Source organism: Arthrobacter sp. ov118 (genome assembly GCF_900116495.1).
In the GTDB taxonomy this organism is placed as follows: domain Bacteria; phylum Actinomycetota; class Actinomycetes; order Actinomycetales; family Micrococcaceae; genus Arthrobacter.
In genome coordinates, this window is sequence record NZ_FPAY01000015.1 from 36,878 (window position 1) to 51,976 (window position 15,099).

At 67.6% G+C, this 15,099-nt stretch carries 13 protein-coding genes and 1 pseudogene; 10 read left to right on the forward strand and 4 right to left on the reverse strand.

All coding sequences use genetic code 11. From position 1 onward, the window contains the following. Positions 1-122: 122 nt before the first annotated feature. The 4 genes from BM372_RS19720 to BM372_RS19735 form a co-directional block, all read right to left on the reverse strand. Positions 123-1,562 carry a dicarboxylate/amino acid:cation symporter gene (locus BM372_RS19720; protein WP_090957143.1) on the reverse strand — a complete coding sequence of 480 codons (1,440 nt, stop codon included), beginning with the start codon at positions 1,560-1,562 and terminating at the stop codon, positions 123-125. Positions 1,563-1,814: 252 nt separating this feature from the next. Beyond that, positions 1,815-3,512 carry a DUF885 domain-containing protein gene (locus tag BM372_RS19725; RefSeq protein ID WP_256214462.1) on the reverse strand — a complete coding sequence of 566 codons (1,698 nt, stop codon included), beginning with the start codon at positions 3,510-3,512 and terminating at the stop codon, positions 1,815-1,817. An 81-nt stretch (positions 3,513-3,593) separates the two neighbouring features. After that, positions 3,594-3,845: an acyl-CoA carboxylase subunit epsilon gene (locus BM372_RS19730; protein WP_090957144.1), complete on the reverse strand. Its 252-nt coding sequence runs from the start codon at positions 3,843-3,845 to the stop codon at positions 3,594-3,596. After that, entirely contained in the window at positions 3,842-5,425 is a 1,584-nt protein-coding gene (locus BM372_RS19735; protein ID WP_090957145.1) for an acyl-CoA carboxylase subunit beta, read from the reverse strand. Before BM372_RS19735 ends, BM372_RS19730 begins: the two co-directional genes overlap by 4 nt. Positions 5,426-5,628: 203 nt before the next feature. Between BM372_RS19735 and BM372_RS19740 the strand changes: the two genes are divergently transcribed. The 10 genes and pseudogenes from BM372_RS19740 to BM372_RS20910 form a co-directional block, all read left to right on the forward strand. Continuing rightward, positions 5,629-6,519 (forward strand): SDR family oxidoreductase, encoded by an 891-nt coding sequence (locus tag BM372_RS19740; RefSeq protein WP_090957159.1) that lies wholly within the window; start codon positions 5,629-5,631, stop codon positions 6,517-6,519. Between the two features lie 71 nt (positions 6,520-6,590). Next, positions 6,591-7,556, forward strand: coding sequence for a biotin--[acetyl-CoA-carboxylase] ligase (locus BM372_RS19745; RefSeq protein ID WP_256214463.1), 966 nt, complete (start codon positions 6,591-6,593; stop codon positions 7,554-7,556). Continuing rightward, entirely contained in the window at positions 7,549-8,148 is a 600-nt protein-coding gene (locus BM372_RS19750; protein ID WP_090957146.1) for a PH domain-containing protein, read from the forward strand. The genes BM372_RS19745 and BM372_RS19750 overlap by 8 nt, the downstream gene beginning before the upstream one ends. Continuing rightward, complete coding sequence (locus tag BM372_RS19755) at positions 8,138-9,439, forward strand: adenylate/guanylate cyclase domain-containing protein (protein WP_090957147.1); 1,302 nt, start codon at positions 8,138-8,140, stop codon at positions 9,437-9,439. The genes BM372_RS19750 and BM372_RS19755 overlap by 11 nt, the downstream gene beginning before the upstream one ends. Positions 9,440-9,567: 128 nt before the next feature. Then, a complete protein-coding gene (locus BM372_RS19760; RefSeq protein ID WP_090957148.1) occupies positions 9,568-10,368 on the forward strand; it encodes a PP2C family protein-serine/threonine phosphatase in 801 nt (266 codons plus the stop codon). 144 nt (positions 10,369-10,512) lie between these two features. After that, positions 10,513-12,756: an NAD-dependent DNA ligase LigA gene (ligA, locus tag BM372_RS19765; protein ID WP_371261769.1), complete on the forward strand. Its 2,244-nt coding sequence runs from the start codon at positions 10,513-10,515 to the stop codon at positions 12,754-12,756. Next, entirely contained in the window at positions 12,753-13,595 is an 843-nt protein-coding gene (locus BM372_RS19770; protein ID WP_090957150.1) for an inositol monophosphatase family protein, read from the forward strand. The genes ligA and BM372_RS19770 overlap by 4 nt, the downstream gene beginning before the upstream one ends. A 103-nt stretch (positions 13,596-13,698) precedes the next feature. Further along, positions 13,699-14,202, forward strand: coding sequence for a GNAT family N-acetyltransferase (locus BM372_RS19775; RefSeq protein WP_090957151.1), 504 nt, complete (start codon positions 13,699-13,701; stop codon positions 14,200-14,202). Positions 14,203-14,315: 113 nt separating this feature from the next. Next, complete coding sequence (locus BM372_RS19780) at positions 14,316-14,699, forward strand: RidA family protein (protein WP_090957152.1); 384 nt, start codon at positions 14,316-14,318, stop codon at positions 14,697-14,699. A 92-nt stretch (positions 14,700-14,791) separates the two neighbouring features. Then, positions 14,792-15,099: pseudogene (locus BM372_RS20910) on the forward strand (hypothetical protein); the annotation flags it as partial.

Below are 15,099 nucleotides of genomic sequence, written 5' to 3' on the forward strand. Positions count from 1 at the left end.
CATGGAACCAAGCAACATGGAGACGAGCAATTAAAGCCAAACGACGGCGGGGTCCCCGGAAAATTCCGGGGACCCCGCCGTCGTTTTGGCCGTACTGGCCCCGCACGCCGGTGCGCCGCGGCTTAGGCCTTGGCGTCCACCAGTTCGCGGTCCGCCGTCGAACCCGTTGCGGCCGCGGAGGGAACAACAGCAGCGTCGTCAACGACGTCGTCGCTGAACGGATCGCCGTTCCGCGGGGCGTTGTAGAGCGATTCGTCCAGGATGCCCTGTCGCTTGGACACGATCGCCGGGATCAGGGCCTGGCCGGCCACGTTGACGGCGGTGCGGCCCATGTCCAGGATCGGGTCGATCGCCAGCAGCAGGCCGACGCCGGCCAGCGGCAGTCCCAGCGTGGAAAGCGTCAGCGTCAGCATGACGACGGCGCCCGTGGTTCCGGCGGTCGCGGCCGAGCCGAGCACGGAGACCAGCGCGATGAGCAGGTACTGGGTGAAATCAAGCTGGATGGCAAAGAACTGGGCCACGAAGATCGCAGCGATGGCCGGGTAGATCGCGGCGCATCCGTCCATCTTGGTGGTCGCGCCGAGCGGCACCGCGAAGGAGGCGTAGGCGCGGGGGACGCCCAGGTTGCGTTCCGTCACGCGCTGGGTCAGCGGCAGGGTGCCGATGGAGGAGCGGGAGACGAAGGCCAGCTGGACTGCCGGCCACACTCCGGAGAAGTACTGCTTGATGGACAGGCCGTGGCTGCGGACCAGGACCGGGTAGACCACGAACAGCACCAGCGCCAGGCCGATGTAGATCGCCACGGTGAATTTGCCGAGCGAACCGATGGTGTCCCAGCCGTAGACGGCAACGGCATTGCCGATCAGGCCGACAGTGCCGAGCGGCGCGATCCGGATGATCCACCAGAGGACCTTCTGGATGACGGCGAGGGCTGAGGCATTAAGGTTCAGGAACGGCTCGGCGGCCTTGCCCACCTTGAGCGCGGCGATGCCGACGGCGATTGCGATCACCAGGATCTGGAGCACGTTGAAGCTCACTGCGGTGGTGGCGACGCCGTCGGTGACAGTGGTGCTCGCGCCGAGGCCCAGGAAGTTCTTGGGGAACAGGCCAACGAGGAAGGCCCACCAGTCGCCGGACTTGCCGGAGTACTTGGCTTCCTGGCTGATGCCGGTGCTGGCGCCGGGCTGCAGCAGCACGCCGAGTCCGATGCCGATCAGCACGGCGATCAGGGACGTGATGGCGAACCAGAGCAGCGTGTTCCAGGCCAGCCGGGCGGCGTTGGAAACCGCGCGCAGGTTGGAGATGGAGCTGACGACGGCGGTGAAAATGAGGGGGACGACGGCGGTCTGCAGCAGCGAGACGTAGCTCGAGCCGATGGTCTGCAGCGTGGCGCCGAGGGCGTTGGGGTTTGTCTTGGTGCTGCCGGTGTACTTGGCCAGGAGGCCAAGACCGAGGCCCACGATCAGGGCGGCGATGATCTGGAAACCGAACGAGCCGGCCCATTTGGGCAGCTGGAACCCGGTCTTTCCAGCGGGTGCGGGGGTGCTTGTCTGAGTGCTCACCGGAACACGCTAGGACCGCCGCCCGTATCACGACGAACTGATGTTGAGAAATGTTACGACGTAACAAATGCTCCCGCGGCACGGAATCCCCGTACTTTCCGTGTATTCAGGCGCTTTTGTGAAGTTATTCCCGCGCCCAGTGTGGCGATTGTCTCTTCGGCGGCCGCCCTAGGTCACGCGAGAAGTCAGTACGCGGCAATGTTTTTAGGAAAACACAGCCGCGAACTGCCCATTCGCGCATGGGGCTGCGGGCTACCCCAGCAGCGCGCGCTTGAGCGTGTCCAAACCGACCGACCCGATGTTCAGGGCCTTCGTGTGGAACGCCTTGAGGTCGAAGCCGGGGCGGGATTCAAGCTCCGCCCGGATCTGTTCCCAGAGCCGCTGGCCCACCTTGTAGGAGGGTGCCTGTCCCGGCCAGCCGAGGTAGCGGGTGAACTCGAACTTCAGCTGCCCTTCGCTGATGGCAAGGTTCTGCTTCAGGAACTCGTAGCCCTTGTCCGGGGTCCACGTCCCGGAGCCCCAGCGTTCGGGGATCTCCAGTTCCAGGTGCACGCCGATGTCGAACACCACGCGGGCCGCGCGCATGCGCTGGGCATCCAGCATGCCCATGTGGTCGCCCGGGTCCTTGAGGTAGCCCAGTTCCTGCATGAGCTTCTCGGCGTACAGGGCCCAGCCTTCGCCGTGCCCTGACGTCCAGCAGACGTTCCGACGCCACTTGTTCAGCAGTTCTCGGCGATAGGTTGCGGTGGCGACCTGAAGGTGGTGGCCGGGCACCCCCTCGTGGTAAACCGTCGTGGTTTCAGCCCAGGTGGTGAAGGTGTCCTCGCCCGGCGGGACGGACCACCACATGCGGCCCGGGCGGCTGAAGTCGTCCGAGGGCCCCGTGTAGTAGATGCCGCCTTCGTCGGTCGGGGCAATCCTGCACTCCAGGGTCTTCATTACCTCCGGGATGTCGAAGTGCACGCCGGCGAGGTCGGCCACGGCCTTGTCGGAGAGCCCCTGCATCCAGGCCTGGAGGGCGTCGGTGCCCTTGAGCTGCCGTGCGGGGTCTGTGTTCAGGGCTTCCTTGGCTTCCTCGATGGTGGCGCCGGGGCGGATCTCCGCGGCCACACGCTCCTGTTCGGCGATGAGGCGGTCAAGCTCCTGCACGCCCCAGGCGTAGGTTTCCTCCAGGTCCACTGTGGCGCCGAGGAAGTCGCGGGAGGCCAGTGAGTAGCGTTCGCGTCCAACCGCATCCTTGGCGGGAGCGACAGGCAGCAGTTCGGACTCCAGGAACCCCGCCAGCCGCGAGTAGGCCACGCGCGCGGCGCCAGTACCGGCGTCGAGCTTTGACTGCACGTCGGCGGGCAACGGCCCTTCCGCGGTCTTGGCGCCTGCGGCGAGTTTGGCGAAGAAGCCGTCGTCCGCGGCGTGCTTGGTGGCCTGTTCGATCACGATCGACACCTGGCGGGCCGCGGCCACCTTGCCGTCCTGCATGGCCGAGCGCAGCGACTCGATGTAGCCATCGATGGCTGCCGGGACATTGTGGGCCCGACCGGCGATGTGATCCCACTGCTCGGCGGTGTCCGTCGGCATAAGGTCGAAAATCGCGCGGATGTCCTGGGACGGGGAGGCTATGTTGTTCAGATCCGCCGTGTGCCAGCCCGATTCGTGGATTTCCAGCTGCAGTCCCAGGCGCTCGCGCATGGCGTCAAGCGTCACCGCGTCGACGTCGTCCACGGGCTCCAGCCCCTCCAGCGCTGCAAGGGCCTCGCGCGCCGCGGCGGCGAATTCCTCGTGGCCGGAGGGGGAGAAGTCCTGGTACTCGGTCTCGTGCCCGGGCAGGCCGAGCTCGGTGGCGAAACTCGGGTTAAGCCGGATGAGGGTGTCCGTGTAGGCATCGGCGACGGCGTCGATGGCCGTCCGCTGGCGCGCGGCAGTGTTGTCTGAGGCAATCGTGTCGGTAGTCACCCGACGAGACTAGCCCGGCCGCCGGGGCTATGAAAGGGTTACTGAACTTTTTTCGGGCCGGCGCGGCGGCAGGCCGGCCGCTCAGCCGAGGCTGCGGCGCCAGGCGTCCGGACCCGGCCTCGGTGCCAGCCGAAGCTGCTGCCGGCGGACCCAGTGGCGTACACCCGGTTTCTCCGGTGCCGACTGCGGTGCCTGCGCCAGCGACAGCACGACGGCGGTCAGCGCGGCCAGCTCTTCCGGCGTCGGTTCACCCTTGACCACAGAGAGCAGCGGCGTGTCGGGCGTGTCTGCCGGTTCCGTGGCCGGACCGGCGGGGACGTCAGCGGCGGTCACAGCGGGATGTTCCCGTGCTTCTTGGCGGGCAGCGCGGCGCGCTTGTCCCGGAGGGCGCGCAGGCCCCTGATGATCTGCACGCGGGTTTCGGACGGGGCGATGACCGCATCCACGTAGCCCAGCTGGGCCGCCTGGTACGGGTTAAGCAGTTCTTCCTCGTACTGGCGGATCACCTCGGCGCGCTTGGCTTCGACGTCGCCGCCGGCGTCGGCCACCGCGGCGAGTTCGCGGCGGTACAGGATGTTGACCGCGCCCTGGGCGCCCATGACGCCGATCTGGGCGGTGGGCCAGGCGAGGTTGAGGTCCGCGCCGAGCTTCTTGGAGCCCATCACGATGTACGCTCCGCCGTAGGCCTTGCGGGTGATCACTGTCAGCTTGGGCACGGTGGCCTCGGCGTAGGCGTAAAGCAGCTTGGCGCCGCGGCGGATGATGCCCTGGAATTCCTGGTCCTTGCCGGGCAGGAAGCCGGGAACATCCACCAGAGTGATGATGGGGATATTGAAGGCGTCGCAGTGGCGGACAAAGCGGGCGGCCTTCTCCGACGCCGCAATGTCCAAGGTGCCGGCGAACTGCGTGGGCTGGTTGGCCACGATGCCCACCGTGTGCCCCTCGACCCGGCCATAGCCGATGATCACGTTGGGGGCATAGAGGGCCTGCATCTCCAGGAAGTGCGCGTCGTCCACGAGCTGCTCGATGACCTTGCGCATGTCGTAGGGCTGGTTGGCGGAGTCCGGGATCAGCAGATCGAGGGCGAGGTCCTCGTCATCGATCTCCAGTTCCTGCTGGTGGTCGAGCACCGGGGCTTCGGCGAGGTTGTTCGAGGGCAGGAAGTCCAGCAGTTCGCGGACGAACTCGACGGCGTCCGCCTCGTCCGCGGCCAGGTACGTTGAGGTGCCGGTGGTGGCGTTGTGCTGGCGCGCGCCGCCCAGGGTCTCCATGTCCACGTCCTCGCCCGTGACGGTCTTGATGACGTCCGGGCCGGTAATGAACATGTGGGATGTCTTGTCCACCATGACCACGTAGTCGGTCAGGGCGGGGGAGTAGGCCGCGCCGCCGGCGGAGGGTCCCATGATGAGGGAGATCTGCGGGACCACGCCGGAGGCATGGACGTTGTTGCGGAAGATGTCCGCGAACATGGCCAGGGAGGCGACGCCCTCCTGGATGCGGGCGCCGCCGCCGTCGAGGATGCCGACCACGGGGCAGCCGTTGCGCAGCGCGAACTCCTGGACCTTGACGATTTTCTCGCCGTTGACCTGGCTCAGCGAACCGCCGTAGACCGAGAAGTCCTGGCTGTAGACGGCGACCGGGCGCCCGTCCACCGTGCCGTAGCCCGAGACGAGGCCGTCGCCCAGCGGTTTCTTCTTCTCCATGCCGAACGCGGTGGAGCGGTGCACTGCCAGGGCATCGAATTCGACGAAAGAGCCTGCGTCCAGCAGCAGGTCGATGCGCTCGCGGGCGGTGCCCTTGCCCCGGGCGTGCTGCTTGACTACCGCTTCCGGGCCGGAGGGTTGCGCAGAACGGGCCTGGCGGTCGCGGAAGTCTGCAATCTTTCCCGCAGTCGTGGTCAGATCGTGGCTCATCAAGTGTCTCCGGCTCTGTCGCTAGCTTGTTCGGCGCCCGACAGCGTGGTCCTTTGGCTGGAATACACAAAAGCAGGGCTCTGCTGGCAAGTCTAGTGACGGTATTGGCCGGTGCCGCTGTAGGAACCCTACAATTTTCCCGGTACACGCCCCGGCCTCCGGAATGTTACCCGCCAGTAATAACGGTGGGCTAGAGTGTGCTCATGACTTCAAGCAACGACGCTTCGGGCGCAGCCTCCGGGCCTTATCAGGCCGCCGGATCGCTTCGGGACCGCACCCTCCTGATCTCCGGCGGCAGCCGCGGCATCGGCCTGGCCATTGCGCTGCGCGCAGCCCGGGACGGCGCCAACGTGGTGCTTCTGGCCAAGACCGGCCGGCCCCACGCCACGCTGGAAGGCACCGTCTATACAGCGGCCGAGCAGATCGAGGCCGCCGGCGGCAGGGCGTTGCCGCTGGTCGGCGACGTCCGCAACGACGCCGACATTGCCGGCGCCGTCGGCGCGGCCGTGGACCGCTTCGGCGGGATCGACGTCGTCGTCAACAACGCCTCGGCGATCGACCTCTCGCCGACCGGCACTGTGGACATGAAGCGCTACGACCTCATGCAGGACATCAACGTGCGGGGTACGTTCCTGCTCTCCAAGCTGGCGCTTCCGGCTCTGCGGGCATCTGACGACGGGCACATCCTGACGCTCTCCCCGCCCCTGAACCTGGACCCCAAGTGGGCCGGCCTGCACCTGGCCTACACCCTGGCCAAATACGGCATGAGCCTGACTACCCTGGGCCTGGCCGAGGAGCTCAAGGCCGACGGCGTCAACGTGAACTCGCTCTGGCCTTGCACCCTGATCGACACGGCGGCCATCCGCAACATGCCCGGCGGCGACGAGATCGTCAAGGGCGCCCGCGGCCCGGAAATCATGGCCGATGCCGCCCACGCCGTGCTGACCGGCGGCAACGCGTTGCCCGAAGACGGCAGCCGGAGCGGAAATTTCTATACCGATGAGCAGGTCCTTGCGGCGGCCGGTGTGACGGACTTCAGCCCGTACAGCCTCGGCGCGCCGGAGGACCGGCTGGTCCCTGACATCTTCCTCTGAGCTTGCTGGGGCAAAGGTGGGCAGTTCCGGGGGCCGGAGCCGGGCCGCTCTTTCCTCGGTAGGATTCAAGCATGGAAGCCGCGCAGGAAACCCCGGACCGTCCGCCCCTGGACCTCAACGCCCTGAGCAATGAGGCATTCCTGTCGGCCCACGGCATTCCGCGCCTGACGGTGGTGGAGTCCACCGGCTCCACCAACGCCGACCTCCTCCGTGGCGTGAGTGAGGATCCCGGCGCCTGGCCGGATCTGTCGGTGCTAACCGCCGAATACCAAACCGCCGCGCGGGGCCGGCTCGACCGCCGCTGGGAAGCGCCGGCGCGAAGCTCCGTCTCCGTCTCCCTGGTGCTCCGCCCGGTGAACGCGGACGGCCGCCCGCTGCCCACGGATAGCTACTCCTGGCTCTCCCTGCTCGCAGCCCTCGCCCTGCGCGAGGCCCTGACGGAAACGGCCGGCCTTCCTGCGGACCTCAAATGGCCCAACGACGTCCTGGTGCGCGGCCGGAAAATCGCGGGCATCCTCGCCCAGCTCGGCCCGATCTCTGGCGCCGGGACGCCGCCGGTGGTGCTCGGGACCGGCCTGAACGTCACGCTGACGGAGCCCGACCTCCCGGTCCCCACCGCCACGTCAGTGCTGCTGGAAAACCCGGAGACTGTGGACAGGACGGAACTCCTGAAGAGCTACCTGTCTCGCTTCGCCACGCTGTACCGGAGTTTCTGCAATGCCGACGGCGACCCCGCCGCCGGCCTGGCCGGTGGCCCTTCGCTGCACAAGAGGCTGGAACACCTGCTGACGACCCTCGGCAAGCAGGTCCGTGCCCAGCTCCCGGGCGACCACGAGATCATCGGCCACGCCACACGCCTGGACGAATACGGCTCGCTCCTGGTGGTCGACGCGACGGGCCACGAACATGTGGTGACCGCCGGCGACGTCGTGCACCTGCGGCCGTGGAATCCGGCCGGCGCCGCCGATCAGGGCACCGCCGTTCAGGGCAAGGGAGCGCAGGGCTCCGCCGGCGGGGCCGAAAGTGGCTATGCGTAAAGTGCTCCTGCCGGGAGAGCAAGTGATTGTGCTAACCCGGCCCCAGCCCAGGATGCTGATCGTCCCGGGGCTAGTGTTCGTCGTTGTTCCGGCGTTGGCCGCGTACGCCTGCGCCTGGGTGGTTAAAGGTGGCCCGGCAAAGCTGGCACCTCTTATCCCCAAGCAATGGACGCCCTGGCTGATCGGGGTGTGCCTGGGGTTGGCGGCATGGGTGCTGTTGGGTTATTGCCTGCCGCGACTCCTGAGGTGGCAGGCCACCCGCTACATCCTCACCAGCCAGCGCTTAGTTACCCGCTACGGCATGTTACGGAGGCGCGATGAGCAGGTTCCGCTCACGGCCGTCCGCCATGTGGCCATTGAGCAGTCGTTGTTGCAGCGCCTATTGCGCTCGGGGAATATATCCTTGGAGACCGGGTATCCCCTCGGGACTGTGGTTCCTGACGTCCCGGAGGTCGTGACATTCCGTAACTACATGCTTGACGCCATCGGCGCTCTGCCTCCGGGCGGGGTTTGGGAGGCTGAGGGCATGAACTACAACCCGGGCGAGGCCTTGCCCTGGGAGACGAGAGAAGGTGGAAGAGATGAACGCTGAGAACGTCCACCAGGACACCGACCTCGCCGCACCGGATATGACCCGGGAGCCCGACGACGGTTCCGGCGCCGCCTCGGACGCCGCCTTTGAAGCCGGCCCGGCGGAGTCCATGACCGGTCCGGCTGGCCCCGCGGCAGACGGGACAGAGCAAGACCAGGAAGCCGCACCAACAGCCGAAGAATCAGCAGAACAAACAGCCGCACCGGCGGATGAGCCGGCGGATGAACCCGCGCCGCCCACCGGGGCGATGTCCGCGGAAAGGCTTGCCGCCAAGGCCCTGGAAGCCCGGCTGCTGGGCGGCGAACGCAAGCTCCGGCGTCGTGAAGTCGCCGCCGGTGCCGGAGTGTCGCTGCTGTCGGCCCGGAAACTGTGGCGCGCCCTCGGCTTCCCCAACCTCGGCGATGACGATGTCGCCTTCACCGAACGTGACCAGGCGGCCCTGTCCACCATCGTGGACCTGGTGCGTGAGGGCGTGCTCACCGAGGAAGCCGCCATCTCCATCACCAGGGCCATCGGCCAGATGACCGACCGGATGGTGGTCTGGCAGATCGAGGCCCTGGTGGAGGACATGGTCCAGAAGCAGGGGGTGCCGGACGCCGTTGCCCGGAAGCAGCTCGTTGACCAGCTGCCGTCTCTCATCGACGCCCTCGAGGAAATGCTTGTCTATTCCTGGCACCGCCAGCTCAACGCCGGCGTCCAGCGCCTGGCCGTCCGGGCCGAAGCCGGGCTGCAGTCCAGCGAAGAGGGCCGCGAAGGCGACGAGGACGATGCGCCGCTGCCCTTGGCCCGGGCCGTTGGCTTCGCGGACCTGGTGTCTTACACGAGCCTGTCCCGCAGGATGAACGAGAAGACGCTGGCCCAGCTGGTGCAGCGCTTTGAAAACAAGTGCGCCGAAATCATTTCCGTCGGCGGCGGCCGCCTGGTCAAGACGGTCGGTGACGAAGTCCTGTACATCGCCGAAACACCGGCGGCCGGCGCCGAGATTTCGCTGGCGCTTAGCCGCGCCTTCACCGAGGACGAGATCCTGCCGCAGGCTCGGGTAGCCATGGTGTGGGGCCGCATCCTGTCGCGGCTGGGTGACATTTACGGACCCACCGTCAATCTCGCCGCGCGCCTGACTGCCCTCGCCGACCCCGGAAGCGTGTTGGTGGACTCCATGACGGCGGCCGCCTTGGAGCAGGACGAACGCTTCATCCTGGTGCCCCGCCCGGCTGAGGATGTCCGCGGGTTCGGCGAAATCCACCCGGTGCAGCTGCAGCCCGGCAGTGGCCGGGGCCTGATCCTGGACTGACGTCCCCTAATCGGCAACGGCCGGCTCCGGCAACATGCGGCCGGAACTGTTTCCCATGCGGCGGACAGTGTGCAATAGTCGGAGCCACCTGCCGCCGGCGGGACTTTGGACCAATACCTAGGACAGGCATGAATTCACAGCCCGACGCCGCTCCTGATGCCGCCAGCACGAGCCCCGGCGGCACCGCGGACTATCGGCTCACCTGCGGCTACGGCACGGACCGTGGCCTGCGGCGTGAGGAGAACGAGGATTCTTACATCGCCTACGACCCCGTCTTCGCCGTCGCCGATGGCATGGGGGGCCACGAAGCAGGTGAAGTAGCCAGCGGCATCTGTGTGCACACCCTCGCCGAGGCGCCGCAACTGGCCGCGGGGGAGCGGACGGCTACCGCCGCCGTCGTCCAGCAGTACCTGGACCAGGCGGACCAAGCCATCCGGGAGGCCACCGGCTCGCGGGCGGGCACGACGCTGTCCGGCGTCGTGGTGGTGGAACAACTGGGCGTTCCGTACTGGCTGGTTTTGAACATCGGTGATTCGCGCACCTACCGGTTCAGCCAAGGCGGGCTGGTGCAGGTCAGCGTGGACCATTCCGAGGTGCAGGAACTCGTCGACGCCGGCCAGATCACCCAGGCCGACGCCGCTGTCCACCCGCGGCGGCACGTTGTGACCCGCGTACTTGGCACGGGCGATGAGACCGGGGCAGACTACTGGCTGCTTCCCCTGGAGGACGGCGACAGGATTCTGGTCTGCTCGGACGGACTCAACGGCGAACTAAGCGACGAGCAGATTGCCGACATCCTTGGGGCCCAGGCGGACCCCCAGGCGGCTGTCGACGAGCTGATCCAGGCGGCCCTGCGCAGCGGTGGGCGGGACAACGTCACCGCCATTGTGGTCGACGCCCACGTCGCCTCCGGTGATGCCCGCTCCTGAACGAGCGCCGGCTGACCACACTGCCGACCACGCCGGGGAGCGGGCCGGCGACCGGACAACGGCACCGAACTAGGGCAGGATAGGTCTGTGAGCACAGGGAAGACCGCAGCAGAGACCGACACCCAAAGTCCCACTGGGGAGCAGATCCCCGCCGGCGACGTTCGCACGGAGTACGAGGACCTCGTGGAGCAGGTCCGCAAACACCGATTTGCGTACTACCAGGAGGACGCGCCGATCATCTCCGACGCCGAGTTTGACGAGCTCTACCGGCGGCTGGAAACCATCGAAGCGATGCATCCGGAGCTGGTGTCCAACGATTCGCCCACGCAGGAAGTGGGCGGCGAGGTCTCCGCCGCGTTTGCCGCCGTCGAACACCTGCAGCGCATGTACAGCCTGGAAGACGTCTTCTCGCTTGAGGAGCTGGAGGCCTGGATCGCCAAAGCCGAGGCCGGCGTGGCCAAGATCGGCAACGGAAACAACCGGCCGTCGTGGCTCACCGAACTGAAGATCGACGGCCTCGCCGTGAACCTGCTCTACCGCGACGGCGTCTTGGTCCGGGCCGCCACCCGCGGCGACGGCACCACCGGTGAGGACATCACGCACAATGTCCTCACCATCAAGGAGATCCCGCAACGGCTCAGCGGGACCGGCTTCCCGGCGGAGATGGAAATCCGGGGTGAAGTCTTCATCCCGTCCAAGGCCTTCGCGGAGTTCAACGAAGCCCTGATCGAGGCCGGCAAGGCGCCCCTGGCCAACCCCCGCAACGCCGCCGCCGGTTCGCTGCGGCAGAAGGATCCCGCCGAAACCGCCAAACGGCCGCTGCGGATGTACGTCCACGGCATCGGCGCCCGCGAGGGACTCCAGACCGTCAGCCAGTCGGACACCTACCGCCAGCTCGCCGAGTGGGGCCTGCCCACGAGCCCGTATTTCGAGGTCCTCCCCGGGCTGGCCGACGTCCTGGAGTTCATCAAGCGCTACGGCGACAAGCGGCACAGCCTTACGCACGAGATCGACGGCATTGTGGTCAAGGTGGACGACTTCGCCACCCAGCGTGCCCTCGGCTACACCACCCGGGTGCCCCGCTGGGCGGTCGCCTACAAGTACCCGCCGGAGGAGGTCCACACCAAACTGCTGGACATCGCCGTCAACGTCGGCCGCACCGGGCGCGTCACCCCGTTCGGCGTGATGGAGCCAGCCAAGGTTGCCGGCTCCACCGTGGAAATGGCCACCCTGCACAACCAGGAAGTCGTCAAAGCCAAGGGCGTGAAGATCGGCGACATCGTGGTGCTGCGCAAGGCAGGGGACGTCATTCCGGAAATTGTGGGCCCGGTCCTGGCGCTCCGGGATCAGCAGGACCCGCCCGTCCGGGACTTCATCATGCCCACCGAATGCCCGGCCTGCGGCACGCCGCTGGCCCCGGGGAAGGAAGGGGACGTGGACATCCGCTGCCCCAACTCCCGCTCTTGCCCGGCGCAGCTGCGCGAACGCGTCTTCCACCTCGCCGGCCGCGGCGCCTTCGACATCGAGGCCCTCGGCTGGGAAGCCGCCATCGCCCTGACCCAGCCGGCCGAACCCGAAACCGCTCCGCTGACCACCGAGGCGACGCTGTTCGACCTCACCCCGGAGCAGCTCGCCGACGTCCGCGTCCGCCGGGAGAAGCGCTCCAAGGGCGTGGGCACCGGGGAATTCGAACTCGTGCCTTACTTCTACACCAAGGCCACCGCCAAGACCCCGTCCAAGCCCACGGCCACCACGGACAAACTGTTTCGCGAACTCGAGAAGGCAAAAGCCCAGCCGCTGTGGCGGGTCCTCGTGGCACTGTCCATCCGGCATGTGGGCCCGCGGGCCTCCCGCGCCCTAGCCACCGCGTTCGGCAACATGGACGCCATCCGGCAGGCCTCCGAGGACGAGCTCGCCCACGTCGACGGCGTGGGCCCGGTGATTGCCCAGGCCCTGACGGAATGGTTCGCCGAGGACTGGCACCGCGACATCGTGGACCGCTGGGCGGCCGCCGGCGTCCGGATGGCCGACGAACGCGACGAATCCACGCCGCGCACCCTCGAGGGCTTGACTGTGGTGGTGACCGGTAGCCTCGAGGGCTTCAGCCGGGATGAGGCCAAGGAAGCCATCCTGATCCGCGGCGGCAAGGCCGCCGGCTCGGTCTCGAAGAACACCAGCTATGTGGTGGCCGGCGAGAACGCGGGCACCAAACTGGACAAGGCCGAACAGCTCGGCATCCCGGTCCTGGACGAGGACGGCTTCCGAGAACTGCTGGCCAACGGCCCGGCGGCCACCGGCGACGCGGACGGCAGTTCTGATATCACCGCTGAAGCCGACGAGGACGGCGAGGACCGACTCGAGGACCACAGCGAGGCAGCGGCCCAATGAGCTCCGGTCCGGGCGTCCCTGACGCTTCCGCACCCGCACCGGCGGCATTGCTGGAACTGGCGAAGTCGGCCGCGGCCGCGGGGGCCGCGGTCCTGGCCACCCGGGAGGCAGCGGTCCTCAATGTCAGCAACAAGGGCGACTCGGGGGACTGGGTGACGGCCTTCGACGTCGCCGCGGAGGCCGCCGTCCGGGAGGTCATCACCGCGGCCCGGCCGCGGGACATCATCACGGGGGAGGAGGGCGGCACCATCCTGCCGGCGGAGCCCAGCGGTTACCGCTGGTCCATCGACCCCCTCGACGGCACCACCAATTTCATCCGCAACATCGTCTACTACGCCACCTCCGTGGCTGTGGCCGACGCCGACGGCGCCTGGCTGGCCGGCGTCGTCAGCGCCCCGGCACTGGGCCGCACCTACTTCGCGTCCCGCGGTGAGGGGGCGTGGCTCCAGGAGCAAGGCCGGCTGACTGCCCTGTTCGGCCCGGTCCCGGGACGGGCCGGTCAGATCCTGGCCACGGGCTTCAGCTACGATCCCGACGTCCGGGCCGAACAGGCCGCCGGCCTGGGCGCCCTGATGGACGGTTTCGCCGACATGCGCCGGCTGGGCTCGGCCGCGCTGGACCTGTGCCTCGTGGCGGACGGCACCCACGACGCCTTCGGTGAACGCGGGCTCAATGAGCACGACTTCGCCGCCGGCGCCCTGATCGCTGAGGAGGCCGGCTGCTGGGTGCGCCGGCCGCGGCTTACCAGTCCGCTGGCCGGAGGCCCGTCCGACGAGGAACGGCTGGCGGCCTGGACGTGCGCCGGGTCGCTGGAACTCTCGGGCAAGTTCCCCCTCTGACCGGAGGTACCCGTTGGCGGTTGCCGCGGCTAAAGGTGATAGTTCAGTCACGGAAACGGCTCTTCCGGGCGAGGCGGGCATCGAGCGCCCGTACCATTGACGGGTGCCTTCGCAGATCCTCATCCGCCCCGCCGTTCCGGCCGACTACGACGCCATAGCGCGCATCACCCGGGATGCCTACCTGGCAGCAGGCTATTTCGAGAACGCCGACCACCCCTACATGCGGCAGATCCAGAACGTCGCGCAGCGTGCGGCAGACGCAACCATCTGGGTGGCGGAGCGGGACGGCCGGATTCTCGGCTCGGTGACACTTGCGGTCGAGGGCGAGCCCTACGCGGACATCGCCCGGAGCGACGAGCTGGAGTTCCGCATGCTGGTGGTGGACCCGTCCGTCCAGCGCAGCGGCGCCGGCAAAGCCATGGTCCAGGCCATTGTCGAACACGCCAAGACCCTGCCGGGGATCCATGCCGTGGCACTCACCACTGGCGAGACCTGGGAAAGCGCGCACGGGCTCTACCGGACAACCGGCTTCCTGCGGGCTCCGGAGCGTGACTGGCTGGTGCCGGGCACGGAGATCAAACTGCTCGTCTACCGGCAGGAGCTCTAGCCAGGGCAGTCGCCCCACGCGGGCCCGCCGACACAAAGCAACCCGGTTTGGCAGCTCTTGGCTCTGGCGACCTAAAGTTGTGCCGATCCCTGCGGCAACTGCGAAAGGCCCCCATGCGCAAGACCTTCGGCACCGGCTCCACTTGGGAACAGGCCCTCGGCTATTCCCGGGCTGTCCAGGTGGACAACACCCTTTACATCTCCGCGACCGCCGCCAGCGGCGAGGACGGAATTGTAGGCGACGACTTCTATTCCCAGACCAGGCACATCCTGCAGAAGCTCGGCGCTGTGCTGGCCGAGGCCGGCTTCGGCTTTGAGGACGTGGTGCAGTCCAAGCTGTACCTGACCGATATCAGCAAGTGGGAAGAGGCCGGCCGAGCCCACGGCGAGGTCTTCGGCGACATCCGGCCCACGCTCTCCCTGGTTCACGTGCTGCCGTTCCTGGATCCCAAGATGCTCGTCGAGATCGAACTCGTCGCCCAGAAGAGCGCCAGCTAGAAGCAACGCGGGGTCACTTACCGCCCATTCCGGCACTGGCGAGTTCTAGCGGTCGTTGCAACACTCAATGAAAATTGGGAGTTGCAACGACCGTGTCGTCTTTAGCGGAAGCACCACGAACCAGCAGGAAATACACGCAGGAGCAGAAGGACGAGTTCTTCTCGGTTCTGGATCGGTTGGGTAATGTGGCCCGGGCTGCCGAGTCACTGGGCTTTAACCGGTACACGTGCCGGAAATGGGCAAGGCGTGCCGGGTTCCGGGGCAGGCCCGGCGGCCCGGTTCATCCCGGGCTCGGGGAGTATTTCCGGCTGCGCAAGGCCGGCAGCACACGCAGGGAAGCTGCCAGCGCGGTGGGCGTTAACCCGCGCACCGCGCAGGACTGGGACCACGGTATCCGAAC

Coding starts and splice junctions, on each gene's coding strand:
- BM372_RS19745 (WP_256214463.1), top strand. CDS start 6,591: ATGGAAGCCGCGCAGGAAACCCCGGACCGTCCGCCCCTGGACCTCAAC.
- BM372_RS19770 (WP_090957150.1), top strand. CDS start 12,753: ATGAGCTCCGGTCCGGGCGTCCCTGACGCTTCCGCACCCGCACCGGCG.
- BM372_RS19750 (WP_090957146.1), top strand. CDS start 7,549: ATGCGTAAAGTGCTCCTGCCGGGAGAGCAAGTGATTGTGCTAACCCGG.
- BM372_RS19735 (WP_090957145.1), bottom strand. CDS start 5,425: ATGAGCCACGATCTGACCACGACTGCGGGAAAGATTGCAGACTTCCGC.
- BM372_RS19755 (WP_090957147.1), top strand. CDS start 8,138: ATGAACGCTGAGAACGTCCACCAGGACACCGACCTCGCCGCACCGGAT.
- BM372_RS19780 (WP_090957152.1), top strand. CDS start 14,316: ATGCGCAAGACCTTCGGCACCGGCTCCACTTGGGAACAGGCCCTCGGC.
- BM372_RS19740 (WP_090957159.1), top strand. CDS start 5,629: ATGACTTCAAGCAACGACGCTTCGGGCGCAGCCTCCGGGCCTTATCAG.
- BM372_RS19760 (WP_090957148.1), top strand. CDS start 9,568: ATGAATTCACAGCCCGACGCCGCTCCTGATGCCGCCAGCACGAGCCCC.